19 protein-coding genes are annotated in these 19,521 nt (G+C 46.9%); 2 read left to right on the top strand and 17 right to left on the bottom strand.

Annotation, left to right across the window (positions count from 1 at the left end; genetic code table 11):
• Window positions 1-50: 50 nt before the first annotated feature.
• The 3 genes from LRL21_RS10085 to LRL21_RS10095 form a co-directional block, all read right to left on the bottom strand.
• Window positions 51-1,856: a cache domain-containing sensor histidine kinase gene (locus tag LRL21_RS10085; RefSeq protein WP_240415651.1), complete on the bottom strand. Its 1,806-nt coding sequence runs from the start codon at window positions 1,854-1,856 to the stop codon at window positions 51-53.
• A complete protein-coding gene (locus LRL21_RS10090; protein WP_240415652.1) occupies window positions 1,856-2,878 on the bottom strand; it encodes a response regulator transcription factor in 1,023 nt (340 codons plus the stop codon). Before LRL21_RS10090 ends, LRL21_RS10085 begins: the two co-directional genes overlap by 1 nt.
• A gap of 152 nt (window positions 2,879-3,030) precedes the next feature.
• On the bottom strand, window positions 3,031-5,358 hold the full coding sequence (locus LRL21_RS10095; protein WP_240415653.1) for a chondroitinase-B domain-containing protein: 2,328 nt from the start codon (window positions 5,356-5,358) through the stop codon (window positions 3,031-3,033).
• A 285-nt stretch (window positions 5,359-5,643) separates the two neighbouring features.
• Between LRL21_RS10095 and LRL21_RS10100 the strand changes: the two genes are divergently transcribed.
• Together LRL21_RS10100 and LRL21_RS10105 are read left to right on the top strand one after the other, a co-directional pair.
• A complete protein-coding gene (locus tag LRL21_RS10100) occupies window positions 5,644-6,600 on the top strand; it encodes an ATP-binding protein (RefSeq protein ID WP_240415654.1) in 957 nt (318 codons plus the stop codon).
• Between the two features lie 14 nt (window positions 6,601-6,614).
• On the top strand, window positions 6,615-7,505 hold the full coding sequence (locus tag LRL21_RS10105; RefSeq protein ID WP_240415655.1) for a tetratricopeptide repeat protein: 891 nt from the start codon (window positions 6,615-6,617) through the stop codon (window positions 7,503-7,505).
• Window positions 7,506-7,690: 185 nt separating this feature from the next.
• On the opposite strand, the gene LRL21_RS10110 is transcribed toward LRL21_RS10105, so the two are convergent.
• From LRL21_RS10110 to LRL21_RS10170, 14 genes are all read right to left on the bottom strand, one after another.
• Window positions 7,691-7,897 carry a hypothetical protein gene (locus tag LRL21_RS10110; RefSeq protein ID WP_240415656.1) on the bottom strand — a complete coding sequence of 69 codons (207 nt, stop codon included), beginning with the start codon at window positions 7,895-7,897 and terminating at the stop codon, window positions 7,691-7,693.
• A gap of 32 nt (window positions 7,898-7,929) precedes the next feature.
• Window positions 7,930-8,061: a hypothetical protein gene (locus LRL21_RS45600; RefSeq protein WP_275900678.1), complete on the bottom strand. Its 132-nt coding sequence runs from the start codon at window positions 8,059-8,061 to the stop codon at window positions 7,930-7,932.
• A 17-nt stretch (window positions 8,062-8,078) separates the two neighbouring features.
• A complete protein-coding gene (locus LRL21_RS10115) occupies window positions 8,079-8,774 on the bottom strand; it encodes a hypothetical protein (RefSeq protein ID WP_240415657.1) in 696 nt (231 codons plus the stop codon).
• Between the two features lie 16 nt (window positions 8,775-8,790).
• Window positions 8,791-9,399: a hypothetical protein gene (locus tag LRL21_RS10120; protein ID WP_240415658.1), complete on the bottom strand. Its 609-nt coding sequence runs from the start codon at window positions 9,397-9,399 to the stop codon at window positions 8,791-8,793.
• A gap of 39 nt (window positions 9,400-9,438) precedes the next feature.
• A complete protein-coding gene (locus LRL21_RS10125) occupies window positions 9,439-11,775 on the bottom strand; it encodes a hypothetical protein (protein WP_240415659.1) in 2,337 nt (778 codons plus the stop codon).
• An 18-nt stretch (window positions 11,776-11,793) separates the two neighbouring features.
• Window positions 11,794-12,357, bottom strand: coding sequence for a YmfQ family protein (locus LRL21_RS10130; protein WP_240415660.1), 564 nt, complete (start codon window positions 12,355-12,357; stop codon window positions 11,794-11,796).
• Complete coding sequence (locus LRL21_RS10135) at window positions 12,350-13,411, bottom strand: baseplate J/gp47 family protein (protein WP_240415661.1); 1,062 nt, start codon at window positions 13,409-13,411, stop codon at window positions 12,350-12,352. Before LRL21_RS10135 ends, LRL21_RS10130 begins: the two co-directional genes overlap by 8 nt.
• Window positions 13,404-13,814: a DUF2634 domain-containing protein gene (locus tag LRL21_RS10140; protein ID WP_240415662.1), complete on the bottom strand. Its 411-nt coding sequence runs from the start codon at window positions 13,812-13,814 to the stop codon at window positions 13,404-13,406. The genes LRL21_RS10135 and LRL21_RS10140 overlap by 8 nt, the downstream gene beginning before the upstream one ends.
• The gene (locus LRL21_RS10145) at window positions 13,811-14,179 is read right to left on the bottom strand and encodes a DUF2577 domain-containing protein (RefSeq protein ID WP_240415663.1); all 369 of its coding nucleotides are present in this window, start codon (window positions 14,177-14,179) and stop codon (window positions 13,811-13,813) included. The genes LRL21_RS10140 and LRL21_RS10145 overlap by 4 nt, the downstream gene beginning before the upstream one ends.
• Window positions 14,179-15,132 carry an XkdQ/YqbQ family protein gene (locus LRL21_RS10150; protein WP_338044605.1) on the bottom strand — a complete coding sequence of 318 codons (954 nt, stop codon included), beginning with the start codon at window positions 15,130-15,132 and terminating at the stop codon, window positions 14,179-14,181. Before LRL21_RS10150 ends, LRL21_RS10145 begins: the two co-directional genes overlap by 1 nt.
• 4 nt (window positions 15,133-15,136) lie before the next feature.
• A complete protein-coding gene (locus LRL21_RS10155; RefSeq protein WP_240415665.1) occupies window positions 15,137-15,862 on the bottom strand; it encodes a LysM peptidoglycan-binding domain-containing protein in 726 nt (241 codons plus the stop codon).
• Window positions 15,859-18,360, bottom strand: a complete 2,502-nt coding sequence (locus tag LRL21_RS10160) for a hypothetical protein (RefSeq protein WP_240415666.1) — start codon at window positions 18,358-18,360, stop codon at window positions 15,859-15,861. Before LRL21_RS10160 ends, LRL21_RS10155 begins: the two co-directional genes overlap by 4 nt.
• 242 nt (window positions 18,361-18,602) lie before the next feature.
• Window positions 18,603-19,025 (bottom strand): phage tail assembly chaperone, encoded by a 423-nt coding sequence (locus LRL21_RS10165; protein WP_240415667.1) that lies wholly within the window; start codon window positions 19,023-19,025, stop codon window positions 18,603-18,605.
• A gap of 18 nt (window positions 19,026-19,043) precedes the next feature.
• A complete protein-coding gene (locus LRL21_RS10170) occupies window positions 19,044-19,520 on the bottom strand; it encodes a phage tail tube protein (protein ID WP_240415668.1) in 477 nt (158 codons plus the stop codon).
• Window position 19,521 lies beyond the last annotated feature (1 nt).

Raw genomic sequence — 19,521 nt, forward strand, 5'->3', positions numbered from 1 at the left:
ATCCAGGAGCATGCTCATAATTTGTGCTGCTATGACTTTTTTTGCGATGGCTATGCTCGGGAGCTTGCGATGGTTGGAGCATTGGAGGCGGGCATGCGGATGGTCACCGTAGTACCCTCGCCTTTCGTGCTTTGCACGGTAAGCCCGTACTGCGCTCCGAACACCATCTGTATCCGGTTGTGTACATTTATAAGTCCAATGCTTCCTTCGGAGGCAGTCTGAGATCCCGACTTCTCTTCATGGCTGCGCAGCAACCGTTCGTTCAGCCTGAACAATGTGTCCGGCTCCATGCCGCAGCCATTATCCGTTACCGTCACACAAAAATCCACGGAATCCTGCCAAGCGTCGATCACAATCGTATGAGAATCGTCGATACCCTCCTGAAACGCATGCTTGAACACATTTTCAATCAAGGGCTGCAGCGTTAGCCGAACCATATTGTTCAGCAGCCAATCCGGGTGTATGCGAACGTCAATTTCAAAATCGCGCTGAATCCGGTATTTCATAATCGCCATAAAATAAAGCACATGCTTCAGCTCATTGGCGACTGTAATTTGCTCCAGATCGGTGCGGATCGAATACCGCAGCATATAGGATAGGGAACGGACGATGTCCTTGATTTCCCCTGACTTCTGGATAACGGCATAGCAAATAATAATTTCCAGCGTGTTGTACAAAAAGTGCGGGTTGATTTGCAGCTGCAGCGACTGAAATTCAGCAAGCTGGCGCTTTAATAAATTTTCCTGATTATGCAGCTCCGTTTCATACACGCGTTCCACCAGCTCCTCCAGTCGGGCTACCATCGTGTTATAGCTGGATATGAGCTGATCCATCTCATCTCGACTTCCTGTCAGCGGCACTCTCGTCCACTGCCCTCTTTCTGTCTGCCGCATCCCGCTTTCCAGCAAACGGACCGGACGGATGATCGATTGTCCGAATCGATACGCTAGCAGCGAAGCTAATGCCAGGGTCAGGATACCCACGATAATCGTCGTCTGGCGCAGATCGGAGATCGGCTGGCGCTGCTCATCAAGTGACATGCTGGCTACAAGCGTCCACCCCGAATACTCCGATTTGCGACTGAAAAACACACGTCCTGGCTCTCCTGGCAGCTCGAAGGTCTGATCCATATTGGCCTCCACCGCTTGGTATTGATTTCCGTCCAGCTGCTTGCCGATACGCTGCGAATCAGGATGATATAAGATTTTGCCTCGCTCATTGACGATGAAGAAGTATCCCGATTTTCCGAGCTTGATGCCCTTCCAAAGTGTATTCAGCTCTCCAATCCGCAGCTCGAAGCCCATCATGCCCTTGAACGATTTGGAGGAGGTTCTGTCGCCCAACTGACGCACAAGTGTGAGATGGCCATCCAGAAATCCAGAATCCCGAATCATCAGCTTTCCATTTAACGCTGTGTCCTCCTTAAGCTGATCCACGTATTCTTCAAAGCCTTTATAATTAAACGAGACGATGTGAATATTGAAATCCGTTGCCCGAAAGCCGTTATAGCCCACGATGTAGGTCATCGAAATTTCCGGATTGTTGATCAGAACCGATTGGAACACACCTGTTTTGATCGCATTTTCGGCTGTATAGAAGTTGGAGCCCCTTGGAAGATCCAACGTTTCCTTCACTAACGGAGAAGTAAGAATCGAAACTGTGGCTCGCTCATAATTTTTCAAAAACAGATCCGTTTCGTGAACCACATTATCAACAATTTGCGTGAGCAGTCCTTCGTATTGGTTCTCCAGCTCGCTCGCCGAGCGCCAATATCCGGTGAATGCCACACTGATCAAGGTGAATGCAATAATAATGACAAAATAAATATAAATTTTACGCCCCAAACTTTTTTTCATTACTGGATCCCCAGCAAAGCGCGATATTCGGTAGGTGAATAACCGGTTGATTTCTTAAAGGTTCTGGAAAAATGGGGATAGCTGTCATAGCCGATCTCGCCGACAATATCAATGATCTTGTGATGCGGAACAGCAAGCAGCTGCTTCGCCTTCTCCATTCGTTTGCGCAAGCGATATTGAACAAAGGTTTCATTCGTTTTTTTCTTGAAATAGTGGCTGAAATAGGTTGGCGTAATACCCAATCGCTCGGCAACCCGGTCAAGCGTAAGGTTCTCATCGAACAGATTCGCATCGATATAACAGAGAGCCGCTTCAAGTACATTGATCGTTTCGTGATTACGTTGTGAGCCCAATTGCTGAAGCCAAGCGGCTATCTCCGATTGGAACCGCTCGTAAGTCAACGCAGGCTCGGCATTGGTTGCCATCCATGATTCCGTTTCAAATTGATACACGCCACGGGCATTCAGCTTTCTGGCGAGCAGCATCATACCGTCAAACACCCTCTGGCGCAGATGAGCACCTGTAACGCCCACCAATAGCTCATCCTTGCCCTGCGCGAGCAGCTCTTGTACGCGTATCCGATCCAGCATCCATATGGATTGTTCCAATTGATCGATCCATCGCTCCAAATCGGCATAAGAAAATACCGGGGCCTCCCGTTCTGCAAGCAGCTTATCCAGCACTGGAAAAAGCTCGATTTCGGTGATCGGCTTCAGCAAATATTCCTTGGCTCCATAGGACATGCTTTTTTGAGCATAAGCAAAGTCCCCATGGCCCGACAAAACCACAATTTGTGTGGACAGCTTATGCAGCTGGACTTGTCTGCACAGCTCCAAACCGTCCATTCGAGGCATCCGAATATCGGTTAGCAGTACATCGGGCGGATTCGATACCATCTGCGATAGTGCCTTCACACTATCCGTAAACGTCTGAATATCGTGTAATTGCTTGTATTCTCCAATTAACGCTTTCAATCCGATTCCGATAATCGGCTCGTCATCAACGACAAAGATAGTAGCCATTTGTGTTCCCTCCATCCTTATCGTCATTATCCGATGAATGGCTGTCATTTGGGTATCGTCAAAACCTCAAAAGGGTCATCAAAATCGAAAGTCCGTTCACGGAGGAACGGACCTTCAGTTCACATCTCTATACTCGGCTTACACACCTAGCCCTATGGGGCGTTCGTTCCTACCTCGGAAGGCGATAGCTGATGAACGACAGGAATAGCGGTTGAGGCGGAATATTCGTCCGCACCCACATCGTTTATGGAACGGGTTTCTCCATCCATGTCCGTGGTGACGTACGTATAGCTGCCAACTGCAGAGTTAATCGCGGCTGTGCTGGTGGATGATAGCTTTTGCAGCCCGTTAAAAGTTCTGAACAACGGGTCAGCAAGACGGATTTCACCAGTCGTTCTTGATTTATTGTTCAAGGTGCTGCCATAACCGATATTGCCTTCGAACACGGTATTCGTCGTAGCCGCTTCATTATAGAGCGTTCCTGTTGAATTTTTCACAATATTGTTAGCCACCTTGACGTCCTCTGGAGCATAGGTTTTACCCGATCCGACGATGATTCCCGAGGTGCTGTTCACTATCGTATTGTTGACGACCTGTGCGCGATAAACCTTCCATTGTGCCGTTAACTGTGTCGGTGTCGGATTCGGCGGATAACCACCCGTTCCGCCATCAAAGCTACCGCTGTCGATGATGATTGCGCTTTGTGTCAGATTTTCCATGTAATTGTTGTAGATCTTATGATCGTTGCCGTAAATTCGGATTCCTGCCTCCTCGGTTTCAACCCCGTCTCCAAGAAAGAAGTTGCCGTAGAAGCTGTTGCTGTGGCCGTGTCTGGACGTCAGCCCACCCTTAGAGGTTTTAAACGTATTATACCGGACTATGTTGTTGCTGCTTTTGACCGATACGATTTCCGGCTCACCGTCACAGTTCTCAAACAGATTGTACTGGATCGTGTTATACCCGTTGGACAACGAAATTCCGGACAATCCCAAACGTATCGTTTCCTTGCCGTTCGCTACCCAGGGACCGACATCGTGGAAATAGTTGTATTCGATCGTATCATACTGCGAAATATTGCCGTTGCCATCGCCCTCATACGCAATGAGCGGAGCCGTATCCTTCTTTCCGCCAAAATCATTGTGGTCGATCCGGTTATGATGGCTGTTCACACCCCTGACCTGAACCCACATCGAATTGGTACCACTCTCTGATAAAGCAAACAAATTGCGTGTCAGCCTTATATTGTTCGATCCGTCCAAAATAACAGCCGATTTGTCAAACGATGCGTTCGTTGAGCTGCCTGGCTGCGTAAATTTCAGTCCTTCGAGGGTCACATAAGACGAGTTCTGCACATAAAAAAATGCACCGCCATTAATAATTGCTTGACCCTGATTCGCCGCAATAAGCTTGATCGGGCTGCTGGCTGTACCGTTTTTACCAGCAATCTGGATCGGGCCTGAAGCCGAGTAGTTGCCATTCGCCAGTACAATCGTTGTGCCTGCAGACGCATTACTAATCGCGGTCGCCAATTGGACCGCCGTCGACACGTTCACCACACCTGTACTCGCTTCACTGTGCCCATATATTTCAACCTCGCTGTAGCTGTTCCATGTGCTGCTCGAATTACCATGGCCAACAATTCGCACATAACGGGCATTCGACACATCGGGGAAATCAAATGTCTGCAGGGCATCACTCAAGCTGCTGGTCACATTGGACCGCGCCGTTGTAAACGTCACATTATCTGCAGATGTCTGTATATCGAAGGTAAAGGTTCTTGCAGCGCCGTTAAAAGGAGCCAGCTTGATATAAGCTACCGTCTTGTTGGACCCCAAATCGTATTGGATCCATTGACCATCACCGTTGCTCGACCAACGGGTCGCTGTATTCCCGTCCACTGTATTAGCCGGAATGTTGCCGTCATTGCCGCTATCGCTGATCGAAGCTGCAGGGACCGTCAATTTGACGTCTACTGCTGCATTGTTTGCCGATGCGTCTCCGTAAATCTCCACTTCCGTGTAGCTGTTCCACGCATTCACAGAGTTGCCGTGCCCGATAATTTTCACATAACGAACCGGATCTACATCCGTAAAATCAAAGGTTTGCAGGCTTGCACTCAAGCTGCTCGTGACGTTAGAGCGCACTGTCGTAAAGGTTACATTGTCCGTGGAGGTTTGAATATCAAAGGTCGATGTGCGTGTATCACCGTTCAAAAAGGCCATTTTTACATAAGCCAGCTTCTTGAGGTCTGTCCCCAAATCAAACTGAATCCATTGCCCATCGCCACTAGCCGACCAGCGGGTAGTCAAATTGCCGTCCAGTACATTTTTCGGTTCGTTGCCATCATTGCCGCTTGCCGTTACGTTGGTTATCGGGATGATAAACTTCGCATCTGCGGCATAAGCGGCGGAGATCGGGAGCATCGTTACCAATAAATAAATGAACACCACCAACGCACAAACTTGTTTACGCTTTACCATTGCACACGCCCTTTTCATTTTTTAAAACGCTTTCAAATGGTTAGAGTGCACTCTATTGCCATTGTTGCTACAAGCCTATGGAAAAGTAAACCTTCAAAATCGAAACAGATCATCAAAATCGATACTGAGGCGTTTATTTTACCAATCACATCGTTATTTTCAGAACAACAACCCGTTGCCATGAAGTCAAGAAACTTGAAACCGCCGTGGCTTTGCTGATAAAATCATATTAAATTCAAGTTCGAATGGATGATGTTCTTCTTACCCTTTAAGGAGTTGAAGCTAATGTCCGATGATACCCAAGGTAAAGACGAAAGAAGGAACAAATTAAAGGTAATTTCATTTAATAAAGAGCGGAATCATCTGGTTGAAGTGGAACAACCCCGTATTACGTTTGAGCAGGTTGGCGGCATGGAGCAGATCAAGAAGAAAATTCGTATGAACTTTATACTACCGCTCAAGCAGCCGGAAATGTTCCAGGCATTCGGTAAAACCGCTGGCGGCAGCTTACTGCTCTATGGCCCTCCCGGCTGCGGCAAAACCTTTCTCGCCCGTGCTATCGCTGGTGAGATTAATGCCAATTTCCTTCATATTGAGCTGCAGGCTATTTTATCGATGTATGCGGGGCAGAGCGAGCACAATTTACATGATTTTTTCGAAAAGGCTCGCGCCGAAAAACCGTGTGTCATTTTTATTGATGAGCTTGACGCAATGGGCGGGAGTCGTCATCACATGCATCAGCACCACGATCGTATGCTCGTCAATCAGCTGCTAACGGAGCTGGATGGCCTGCAATCGTACAATCATGAGGTGCTCGTGGTTGGTGCTACCAACACGCCATGGTATCTGGATTCTGCGCTGCGCCGCCCAGGACGCTTTAATCATCTGGTATTTGTACCACCGCCGGAAGCTGCCGAGAGGGAATTAATTCTGGGGTTGAAGCTGGAGGGCAAGCCGCAGGAGCCTTTGAATCTGAAGAAGTGGGCTGAGCAAACTACACACTTCTCAGGTGCCGACCTTGAGCAGGTGGTCCGGGATGCAATTGAGCAAGCTCTGGAGCGATCCTTGGAGAGCGGAGACATCCAGCCCATTACGGACCACGATCTGAAAAAGAGTGTAACGGGCCGCAAGGCGACCACTCTGGATTGGTTTTCAACAGCCAAAAATTATGCAACCTTCAGCGATATTAACAAAGACTATGAGCATGTGCTGGAGTATATCAAAACCTATCGAATCAAATAAGCAGAAGGCTGCAGGTGATTGCGGTGTCCTTGCGTTATGAGCAATCTGATCATATGACCCGGGTGTTTCAGCTGACAAATTGGAGACGCTTTGACGAAGCGATTTCTGAGGCCGAGCAGTGGCTCAGGGAGGAGCCCGAAAATGCCAATGCTTATGGGATGCTTGCTCAAATCTATATGAAATCCGGTAAGTATGACAAAGCCCTGCATTGGTCGGCGGAATCTCTGAAATATGACCCCGAGAATAAAATTGGCTGGTTCGTGCGTGTCATTGTTTTATATTCCCAAGGTAAGGAAAAGGAGTATTTGCAGGCGGTCAAGGAAGCGCAGCGTATCGATCCCTATGAAAGCCATTATTTGTTCCTCAGCTTTAATTTGTATCATAAAAAGGGCAAGCTTCAGCAAGCAAGAGTAGAACTCGACCAAGCGCTGCAGTTGGCTCCCGACAACTCCTTGTACTTGGCTGGAGATAGCTATCTGCATGCCAATGCCCGCAATTTCCAGGCTTCGCTGGCATCTGAGCAAGCCGCCTTGTTCCAGAATCCGGATCACGATCAAACCTTTCTCTATCTGGCCTGGGCCGCCGAAAAAAGAGGCGACTACGATAAGGAACAGGAGTATTTGAAAAATGCAATAAGACTCGATCCCACAGATGCACAGATCCGCCAGGAATACCTGAAAAGCCTGCAAAAAAGCTATTGGTTTTACCGCTTGCTTCTTTTGCCCTCATTTATCAAAAGGATGAAGCCGTGGCAAATCTTCCTCACCTGGGTCGTCGCCTGGCTTCTATTCAAGCCGTTGATAATCCTATTTATTGTGCTGCATGTTCTCTCTCATTGGACGAGCAAGCTCCTGGTTAAAGCCAAGGTGTTCGGCTGGCGATCGATTTTTAGAAAACAATCATAAAACGCGAGTATTTATGACGTGAAAAAGGAGATGTCCCTCACCAGCAGCTTGGCTGCTGAGGGACATCTCCTTTTGATAAAAACTGAAAGGATATTGGTGGATCTACTCATACTGCTGAATCAGAATCGTTTCGATTCAAGTATCGCATCAAGATAAGGCTTGATGGAGTCAAAACCGGACCATCTCTATACAACCGGTATTGTCGGTTCTTCTTGCTCGGATGACTTCTCCAGCTCCTGCAAGCGTCCACCAATAGCTTGCATAAGGCCCGTAAGGATCTCTACTTCTTTACTGGGATGATACGCTGATAGGGCAGTAATCACTTCGCAAACCTCCTGTACCGGAGCTGCAGGGTTTACTACGATTTCTAATTTAGGTTGGATAATTGCCATTTTAAGTTCCTTCTCTCAATTGGATTGGTATTTTAAGCTTGCTGTGGTACTGTTATAATCTTGCTGGCTTCCGTCTGCGTAATAAATCCCTTTGAAATGTAAGTTTGGACCTTTTCTTCTGTAACTCGGTTCATAATCCACATGTTGAGCACAAATTCATACATAGCTGTTTCCTCCCACTCTATGCCAAGTCCATAAGAAATAAAATAGCGCTCTCTGATGCCTGGAGGCGCTGTTTCAACTGTTCATTTTCAGATCGTATAGATTGCAGTACGTCGGCAAAATCAGGAACTGGGGGAGCCGGATTGCTTTCAGGCACGACCAGCAATTTTTTTTCATTGGAGCTACCAAATTCATGGCAAGTAAATTCTAAGCGATACGTATTGGGCAATCCGAAGTTGAATACTTTGGTACCTTCTCCGTTTGTCAATGGAATATCCAAAGCTGTATTCGAAAGCCATCCTTCTGTCAATGCAGCGTGTACAACTACGTAAATGGTTGAAATAAATGGCGGGGCTACAATCGTATAGGCAACCTCAGATTTGCTCTCCACTTCTTCTGCGCTAGCATCGATACGTACCAAACAATTCAGGATAGCTGCCTCATCGGCGAAGGTTGCTCCATTGCTATACGCATCTCCATATATCATGGTGTGTATAGCCGCATCCCACGTTAAAGGCTCGACACTATAAGTGATCTCTAAATCATCCGCTAAATCGGTAATCTCGCGTTGCTCTGTTTCGGTAAAGCAGCCAACTTTATTTCCTTTTATTTGATAACTTGCGAATGCTTCAGGCAAATCATCAAAAATATTCAGTTTGATGAGCGTTTTGGCAAGTTGCGCATGTCCATTCGCCAATAATTTTACATACAGCATTGTAATCCTCCCCTCTTTAGTGAACGACCCATTGATTAATTTTATAGTCCCAATACTGACAAAATACATACCATGACCAACTTGCGCCACCCAACGATCCTACAGGAGCAAAAAGAAATTTGTTGATCGTCATTTCACCAAAGCTGGTTTCAACTGCATAATCCACACTAGTAGTCGTCACATAAGTACCTAAACCTGTATTGTAAAATCCATTCCCATTATCAACCCATAAGTACCAGGTCCGATTCAACACTGCGCTACTAGCTCCTGCAGCAAAGTTCAATACAAATCTTCCTGAGTAGGTACGGGCACGCGGTGTAGTCATTACATTTGGACTCGTATCCATCCAATAGCCACCGCCATAATAAATTCGCTCCGTACCGCCGAAACTATAACCCGGATAATTGTCACGATAGGATACATCCTCATAAGCAGCATACAAGTAGCTTTTGATTTCACGTACTCCAGCCGCCGTCATAACCCGTATTCCGGTATCACCGGTACCAGGAGCAACCAAATTAAAAGCAGCTGCTGTAGTAGCAGTCTGAATGCGCAATGAAGATTGTGCTACATCAGCGACATCATATACGCGAACAAAACCTTCATGCAATTGGTTTTTTACCATGATCATTCCCCGGCGAGCCATATGTTTTCGCTCCTTCCTTTACAAATCGGATCTCATCCACATTTCACCAACGGCAGCAGTGGGATCGGAGCCAGAATAAACGCGCAAGCCTTCTGCCTGCCGCGCGCGATCTACTTTGACGCCGTAGGTACTCCCTCCGTTGTAACCCACAAGGAGTCCGTAACTAACCTGCCAAGCGCTAGCGGAATTGACATTACCTCCGCCATAGCCACCGTCACTATTATCGACGAGCTTATGATTTGTTCCAAAATTCCGCCAAGGAATACCGATTGCTAACCCCACTGCATTGCTGTGTGTAGTTGAGTCAAAAATGTTTTTACTATTTATCAGCGGCGTAACAACATTCGTTGATTGCAACTCACCCAAAGCAACGGTTGCATAACTCCCTGCAGTATTATAAAATTGGAATCCATTAAACCCAGAGTACCCCAACACAATTGATCCACCAAAATTAGCATTGTACATGCCTATAGTTGAGGGATTAGCCGTGGAGTTGTATACCGAAAAGGTTGCGTTGTTATAAGCCCAATTGTTATCTGCTCTTTGGGCCAATGCTCCATTATAGCCTATAGAAAAAGTTTTGGTAGGCGCAGAGCCTACATAGAATTCGAATGAACCGATAGAACCAGCTCCGCTAGATTTAAACCACATATTACTACCTTGGCCTACACCGATTCTGCCATCATAATTAGCACCAACGCTATCGAATAATATAACTTTATCCCCGTTGGAATTGACGTGAAAGCCTCCAGGTGGAGCGAATCCGCCGTTTTGAAATGTGATAACTTTCCTAGTGGAAGAATCAGCATCATTCACAGATGGCTTCCCGAGCCAGAGACCGTTGGATTGGAAATTGGCATATTGCATATATGCACCTGTAGCATCAACTCTGCCGCCGATCGAAACTCTGGCATCATTGTCATAATTTGCATTCGAAGCTGCAGCGAACAAAGCTAACTCTCTGCCTGCTATCCCAGACATGTCGATACCAAGTCCAAGTCTGACACCCGCACTTTTATATATATAGAGCCTTTGTCCGCTTCCTGCACCTAAATCTAAAGTTGCCTGCGGATCCGTCGTTCCGATACCTATTCGGCCACTCATATCAATTCGCATTTTTTCCGTATACGTTCCGCCAGTTCCATCACTCCGGGTGTAAAAGGAGATAGCTCCACCACGGGCATTGGCTGTAGCGGAGTTACTATCTGTATAACCCACAATACCGCTTAACCTTTTTTCACTCGCTGTATTGCTGGAATCAGAAAAATATACTTGGCCAGCCATTACATTGGCGGCGTCGGCCACTGTCCCCTGCGCAAGCTCGATAATAGCGGAATCTGTAATACCTTTCACCGAGAAGATACGTCGAGCTGTTGGCGATGTTCCAGCAGTACTGATCCCATCTATGGATCCGAGGAACATGTTAGAATTGCTGTCAATTGTCAAACCTAAACCAGCTATACTAAATACAGTTCCAACATTAATTCGGAATTTATTGGCGGCATTAACCCCCCATGCCCACCACTGATCAGTACTCGCGGCGCTTTTGGAAGCCACAATATTCAGAGCATCTTTCGAAGAACCTTTCGGACTCATTTGGGTAAGTCTAGCTTGTCCGCCAGTCGAATCTTTGATGTGGAGCGTAGCATCATTGGGAGTATTGTCATCAGCTAAAGAGAGCGAGTTATAAAAACGACCATGACCACCACTATCGATGACGAATCTCCTCCCGGCGACGTCATCCCAAATACCAAAGTTTCCAGCACCAAGACCGGATGAGCCTGATCCCGAAGATAATAAATAGGTCCTCCCGCCAGCTCCTGTATTGGCGAACCTCACCGCAGCATCATCACCACTTTTGTTGACGTTTACTCCTGCAAACGTTGGACTATCCGTTGTTTTAACGCTTTGATTCAAACGGTATCCATTCACCATGTCCGCATTCAGGTTATCCACCTGCGTGGTGCTTGCCACCACGAACGGTGCTGCACCCGTCGCTACGGTAGAAATCAGTTTGGGCACCGTCAATGTGCCCGTCATCGTATCGCCGTCACGCTTAACTGCATTCTCCAGTGTGGTGCGTGGTGCCGTTAGCGCGCTTGGTTTGCCTGTGACACCCTTAACCAGTGTGAATAGGCTGGACAACAAGGGCGTGATTTTTCCTGTAAACGCAGGCGTAACGTTATCTGTTGCCGTCCGGTTGCCGATCAAGTCATCGTTCAACATACCGGAACCAAACCTTGCATCAATCTTGTCCCAGTTTTCATTTAACATGGTTTCTATGTTAAATGTATCTCCACCATCGGTCGTGGGATTCTTTTTATATAAATCAATATTAGGTGTATTGCTTGGCATAAGTCACCGTCCTCTCTATTAAATAAATGGGGCAAAATCAGTTAACCGATGTACCTCAATTTCCGAAAGAGTCATGGCTTCCACTTCATTGCTGAACAAATAACGGAATAGGTACACAACGTCCATATGTGCCGGCTTGATTCTCTCGATTGCCGCTTTCAGGTCATTGAGATTAGCAGGAATACCCAACGTAGAGACGAACTTGACTGTAAACTGGTGCATGGCTGGCTGCTGGGTAACTTCAATTTCCCCATTAATATAAGCTGCCGCTACTTTTCCCATCAATTGCTCCGTTACCGTCCCTGTCCCGCGTATTCGAGCACGTATGACAGATCTGCGCTGATCGTCAGGCTGTCCAGATTGTGGAACGATGTCGAACTCCGACTCCCACCGATCCAACCCCCACGTTGCCGTTTCCACAAAAAACTGATTGAGAACATCGCCCACATCAGCTGTTAGGTGATCGAATTCTTTCCCTTCTGATTCCATCACAACGCGTGTTTCACGAACCTTTTCATAATAAGAAGGAAGAAGATCAAGCATTCGCTGGCCAGCTGCCGAGACAATCGTAAACTCACTCATCCAGCATCACCGTACCTTTTACGGCTACTTCACCCAGATGTATAGAGATGTTAGATGTCCCGCCATTAACCAGAAGGTTTGAATAGTCCTGCACACCGGCTGTATCCAGCAGCAGTGCACCAATACGCACATATTTAACAGAAGGGTCAATCCCAAAGGTTAGACTCTTCAGGTAAGCTGTTAAATCAGCTCCAAAATCAGCGGCCACCTGCGAAAGTGTACGGGTGCCGTTGAGTACAACCTCGGCCGTTACATCAATATCAATGCCGGTTGCTGCTACTACCGTCACCGCAGCTCCGATCGGTGCCTTGCCCTCCCCCATCCCTGCTTCCGGCGAGATGTAGTTCTGGACCTCCTCAACCAGCTGAATAGAGGCAGGCTGCTGATCGGCATCAATCACATACAGCTTAACCGTACCCGGACCATCCCATAAGGGCTTAACCGCAGCATCTCCTACACCAGCTACCTGCAACGCCCAATTCCGGTAATCAGCCTTATTGCCGCTTGTTGACGGTTCCCGAACGGTAGTCAAATATTCCTTGCGCAGCTCTTCATCTGTTTGAATGTCTGTACCCGGAATAAGGAGCTCTGTAATGGTAACGGCAGCCAAACCGGATATATAATCAATTGGCAGCAGCGCACCTGTAACCGCATTTCCGACGGAGCCCGCCAATTCACATTGCAATTGGAATTGTCCTGCCGTGATTTTTTCGGTTACAACAAAATTCAGCTTGCCAGCCGAGTATCGACTCCCTAAAGGGACATCAAAAGGACTCCCATTACCATTAACAAATAAACCCTTATGAACCGCCTTCGCCGCTGGTCTTCGGGTAACACCATAGTCGGCAGTTCTTAGATCAAGGTACATACCGGTAGCCGTTTGTGCAGAAGCCTGACGTAGATTGATATCCAGCTCGATATACATATTAGCCAGCTCCACAGCAGCCGGTGCCAATGCGGTATACACAATACTTCCCTCGCGCTTATCTACATCAGAGGGCACAACCGCGAGCATACGCGCCATAATTGCAGGGAAAGATTGATTTTCATACAAGTGCATTCACCTCTTTCGAAACACGAAAATTGCCTTGCTTGCTGACTACTGTGAAGGTTACTACAGCCTCATCGCCCTTAATTAACACCTGCCAGTCCTGAACATCGCGTATTCGATCATCCTGCATGAGTGCCTCCCGAATCAGGCGAGTGATCCTCGACTCAAAAAATAGAGAGTCGTTATCTGTCCTATTGCTATTTTCAAAGCCATAATTTGTACTATAGATCAGATGCTCGAATCTCTCCGTCTGCAGAATTTGATAGACTGTCTGCTGGATCGACTCTAATCCATCGATCATACCCATGATGCGGCCTGTCGCCACATCAAGCCTGTAGGTTCGGCTCGGCTGCTGTACGACCTTCGTAACCTTTGCTGTGGGCAACTGACCGCCCTGTGGAATCATGGCTGCACCACCCGATCCAGGACAATAAATTGCTGTCCTCCCTGCATCCTGACCAGCAGCACCTTATCCCCTGCTTCCAAACCACGTCGAATAACAATGGGCTCCATCAGTGCCGTGTCTGTACTTCGCGTTCCATCGCCACCAGCGCCTGCATCCTGATAGCTATGCTGATGATTCAATTCAATCGTGAACGCCGTCAGACTTTCCGGGATAATTAAAAAATCCTCCGATAACGTGAAACGCTGGTCCACGTTCACTTCAAGAGGATTAGAGCTCGTAACATTTCCGAACAGAATATTGACCGGATTGCCTGCCTCAACCGCACCCGATCCCGCCTGCTTAATAATATTCAGTATTCGATCCATCAAAACACCTTCATTTCCAGCGACATGGTGTGATCATCACCATCAAATTTGTGTACACATTCCTCTACCAACATAAACTGCGATAAGCCTAGTGATTCAATAAATACAGGAGCCAGACAGCCTGCGCGAACGCGGACATTTCCGATTTCCTCAATACTAAGCGTTTTCTGCTCACGGTTCTTAAGCTTCAGCAAATTGGACAGACGTTCATTGATCTGCGCCTCGTTCAAGCCATCATCGACTTTTTGATGAAGCTGCAGGCGCCCCCATTTGGCAATGTTTCCGGGATCTTCCAATCCACGCACGCGGTCCTCCGGATCTTTGCCAGCCCGTACCAGCTCGATCCGATTGTACGTTTCGTTATCAATGGAGCGGCTGAAGGAATAGTCCGTCATTAGGCCCCCCTCGCCAAGCGAAAAATCAAGCAGCATCGTCGTCACATCCCGCAGAGCCACTTGGCCAAAATCATCAAACAAGACATAGATACGACCTGTGGAGATCAGGGTTAAATCCAATGCCTTACAAATCATATCCATCAGCTTGGTGTTATCCTCCGCCATTGTAGGAATGACATAAGCGGACTCATCCAGTTGCCCTGTCTTCAGGTTATATTTTCGTGCGATCATTTGAACAATTTCCGTGGCAGTCCTGGCTGAAAAAATAAGGGTATCATTAAACAGCAAATATCGGAGCTGGTCATAGGCTGTGACCTTCACATCCTCATCCTGCCCGCTATCGATTTTAAAAACGTATCCGTAGAATACGTTCATGCCATCTTTACGAACGCGGACGATATCCCCGTTTTCTATATGAAAGTCTTCATTCTGGTAAAGGCCTCCCTTAACAAAGGTAAAGTCAAGACTGCCCGCTTTACCGATTCGGCTTGTTTTCCAGGTGACATTCGAGACCAGATCGGCAATATCCCATATGTTTCCGTTTTTATTATCAATCATCACCTCAAGCATCGGCTTCTCCTCCAGGTATTTTAAGTACGAGTCCTATCGGCAGCCTCCTTAAATCGGCATCGGGAATACCGTTATATTCCTGTATCTCCGGATATCTCGAACCATCGCCCCATACTCGTTGTGCAGCACTCCATAACCCTTCACCTTTCCTTAATGCATATGTGTCGGGGATTTCCCGTTCATCCGGACGCGGAGGGTCATCACTCTGCAGTTGAACACTATCCTCCTGCTCTGAAGATGTACCCGTGCTATCCGCTTTCGGGACAATCGTGACCTTCTTGGCTGCATAAAAGGTGTACTTTTTGAGTGATAGCTCGTATTGTATATCTCCTGGAGAGCCTGCTTCTTCCTTCCACTCGAAGCGTTCAATACTCATCGGCATATCAATGACATAGGTACTGCTGACAGCATGAAACCGGATAGGTCGCTTTCTTTCTCGCCATTGCCTGATTTTCTCCAGATAATGCTGCGGCTCCAGACGCTCGTCCTCTTTTACAATCACAAATGGATAACGATGCGCGGGGAATATCCCAGAGAAGCTTATTTCAGTCAGCTTGGGCGCTTTAATCACATTAATTTCGCCCAATCCCGCTACTGTATAAGACTTGCCATCACCGCTTTCCTTAATCTCAATCGTATCGGGATTAACTGGGATCAAAAAAGAGTCGGCGTAGTTGCTAAAGCTGAGTTCAATCCCATATCCTCCAGCCGTTATCATGTATAGGTCCCCTTCGCTGATGAAGTAAACTGCTCCTCCAGATGATCCCCGATACGCTTGATAATGTCGTGTACGTCGGCACCATTGTTGATATCTCCAGTCTGCACCTGAACCGTAGGGGTCAAGGAGACAAAGTTCTGGATGCTCTGCATTTCTGCGATGTCCCGCATTACCTTCAAATCCTCTGACGAAATATCGACCGTATCCTCGATGTTTCCGACCGTATCCACCTTGCCAATGTTTCCTTTGTGATTCATATTCCAGCCGCTCAACAAGTTCGAATCTGCCTTGGGCATTTCCAATGTCTTCATATTGCCAACGAAATCGACGCCCACACTATATCCCTGTTTGGCCATAGCTATCGGATCCAACATATCCATACGTGTAAGCTTCAGCACGTCCTTGGTGGTTGTCGGCTTTTGTAAGCTGGACATAAGTCCTTTAACCACACTATTAGCACCTTTAATATTTTCAATATCAAAAGGGGTAACCGGATGAAATGTTTGTGTGCCAAAAAATTCATTGAATGCCCCACCCAGATTATTCCAGACCCCAATGACTGCATTGGCTGTTTTAGCCATCAATCGATAAAAATACTGCGTGAATTCCTCCACACTGCGTGTCATCACATCCAAATAATTAAGGACAACCATAGCCAATTCATAGAATAAGCTTTGGACGGCATACAAGGGATCAATTAAAAAATTGAATAAAAATTCTGCAAAGCTCGCAAACACATTCCATAACAAAGCGATGTAATTATATATTCCTGCATATAAAGCATAAAAGAAACCGATAATTGCGCCTATAATCTGCTCAGTTGTGACTCCGAATTGCTGTAATACCAGCATTAGACCAACAACAACCGCAGCAATCAGTAAAATTGGCCAGGCCGCGGTTAGCCACGCTACCGCCATATCGATAAGTGCTGCCACAACCACGCCGCTGATGACCATCGCTATCCCCAAAAGAATACTGCGCACAATCGGCCAATTATCCTGCATCACTCCCCAGAGCCACATGGCTTGGTTGACAAGAAAAGCAACGCCTTGGGCAACCATGTTCAACCCGATAGATAAACCATCAAATAATGGTTGAAATTTCTTGTCTTCAAAAGCTTTGTTCAGCATCTCAATAACAGGTGCTATCGTATTCAATGCCTGCGTGCCAGAATTGGCAATTCCTGTCGTCGCGTTGGTTTTTAAATCCTCGAACTGTTTACCGGGGCTTGCACCTATTTTATCGTAGGCAGCCTTGCCCATATTTTGACTGTCCATCGCTTTTTCGAGAGCCGTCAAAAACTCAGGCATTTTATTCTGTTTGGCCAAATCCTCAATTTTAAATTTCTTAAGGACTGCTTCCGGAATATTAAAGTCATCGCTTAATGCGCCGGTATCACCTTTCATTGCACTCTTTAAGGCATCAACCGCATCTTCACTGGTTTTACCTTTCGCATTCGTGTCCCCAAGATATAAGGTAAGATCATGCAGCTTGTCCAATTGATCCGTATTCTGTGTCATAGGAAAGAAGGCGAGCGTATTTTTTAAAGATTCGTTAACGTCTTCGCCAGCCTGCATAGCACGTTCCTTGAAATGCTGGAACATCGCGGAGCCAACCTGATCATTGCCTGTCCGCGCCTTAAACATTGCCTCCATATCTCCCTGCTTCATCGCCGCTCCAAGTGTCGCCTCAAGCAGCTTCTGGGCATTGGCAATGTTCAGATACTCTGCAGCAATACCGCGCAGTCTGCCAAGCAGTCCTTCTGATTTCCCCCCATCTGTCCCGGGTGGTGGTCCTGGCGGTGGTGGTGGCGGACCCGGAGGCGAGCCGCCTTTAATCAATTTGCGGATACCCAAAAGAAGCAGCAGCACCAGCTTCCTAATATTCTGAAGCAGGTCTGTAAGTGCAGTAGGCAGCGTGACCTGAATATCAGCCTGAATCGTGCCAATTGCAGTAATAATCCGCTGCCGCAGATGCACGGCTTCCGCAATGACCTCTGCCGAGTTCAAACCGATTTCTATCTTCAGAAGACCCCCTGTTACTCCTTCAAGAAGTGTCTTCAGTGAAGCGATTTTCCCCACTACAGCTGAAACATTCATGTCTACTTTGATCTTGGGTAGCTTCAGATGACCTTCCAGACGTGAACTAAGCCTCTTAGCATCTTCTATTGCATCGAAGCTATCCAGCACTACCTTAGCCAAAATGTGGGATAACCCCCTTTCCACATTGCCTTTAATTAAAGGTATTTGCCAAGCCACATCGGAGTCGTCTAGAATGATCAGAATAGGAGCTGTACTATTTATCGTATGGATCTGATGCTTCACTTTGTTGATTTCCGTCAATGCATCTGCTGCGTTCATATTGAGCGTGATCGTTGCCGATAACTCTCTTTTCAGACGTTCTGCAGCCGTGATGACTGAATTGATACCACGCTCGGCCTTATCCAATGTGGTAGTGAATTGGTCAAACAATTGCAAGCTAGCACTAATGGTAGCCATCTTCATTCCTCCTTTCCTCAAAACGTAAATAGAAAAAAGCACCCGACTGCAGGCGCTTTTTCCTTCCACACTTTACCGTTTTCATTTTTTGGAGCGACTCTTTTCAGCTTCGATCCGCACATCAATCATCGCGTAGATGGCCGCTTTTTCACGGCGCTCCATCTTGACCAGATGATGCGGCAAAATGTTAAGCTCATGAAGGGCGTAGTAAGCATAATTAGCCTCGCCATCGCCCTCCTTGATTAGTTTTTTACGTCTTCAACCAGCTCATTCATATCCTTGTCAAAGCCGTTGATTTGCTGTACCTTCTCGGCTAGAGAGCTGTATTCACCAGGCAAGAGCATCTTCCGCAGCAGATCCTCCGCCCCGCGTACGCCATACGACTCCTGCAGGCTGGCATCCTTCAGGTTAGGGAATGCCACACTTGCAACAACAAGCTTGGCCATGTATTCATTCGGATTGGTTTCCGGAATTGTTACTCCCTTTTTAACCTGAACACGCTTGGTAGCTGCTGCGCGAATTTCTTCGTTCTGCGCTTCCGTCATGCCACAAAGCTGCCAAGCTAGAGGACTTCCATCCTTATCCTGAAATCGAGTCGAAACCACAAAGTCCTCTATTGTCACGGTTCCGGCATTTTGTGCGTAAAATGCGCTTAAATCACTCATGGTTAACCTCCGTTGATGTTATTTTTTCAATACAGTAAATGGATCTTTAATTTCTACACCATCAAAGGTAAAAGAAACCTCTTCCTCCAAAGCCGTAGAATCTGTATCCAGGGATGCCATGATCACACTGTCCAGATTAACGTTCTTGAGTACGACTGTTTGTTTGCCAGCAGTCGATGCTGGATCATCATTGGTCACCTTAATGTCAAAATAAATGTCTTTACCTGAATCGATATACTCGTACATCATCTGGCGAAAAACCGATGTCACATAATAAATCGTCATCGATCCGGTACCCTTCCAGCCATTGGCCTTATGCTGGGTTCCACGACGGCCAAGTGTCTTGATATCGGTTTTTTCCTTCTCAACCTTCGCTTCAAGCTTTTTCACGTAGAACATTTCTTCGGAGTCCAATTTACCAGATGCGTTCGGAATCATTGCATATGCCGTTCCTTCTTGACCTGAGATCGTATCGCGCGCATTTAAAAATGCCATA

It is taken from the genome of Paenibacillus periandrae, assembly GCF_022458865.1.
Taxonomy (GTDB): domain Bacteria; phylum Bacillota; class Bacilli; order Paenibacillales; family NBRC-103111; genus Paenibacillus_S; species Paenibacillus_S periandrae.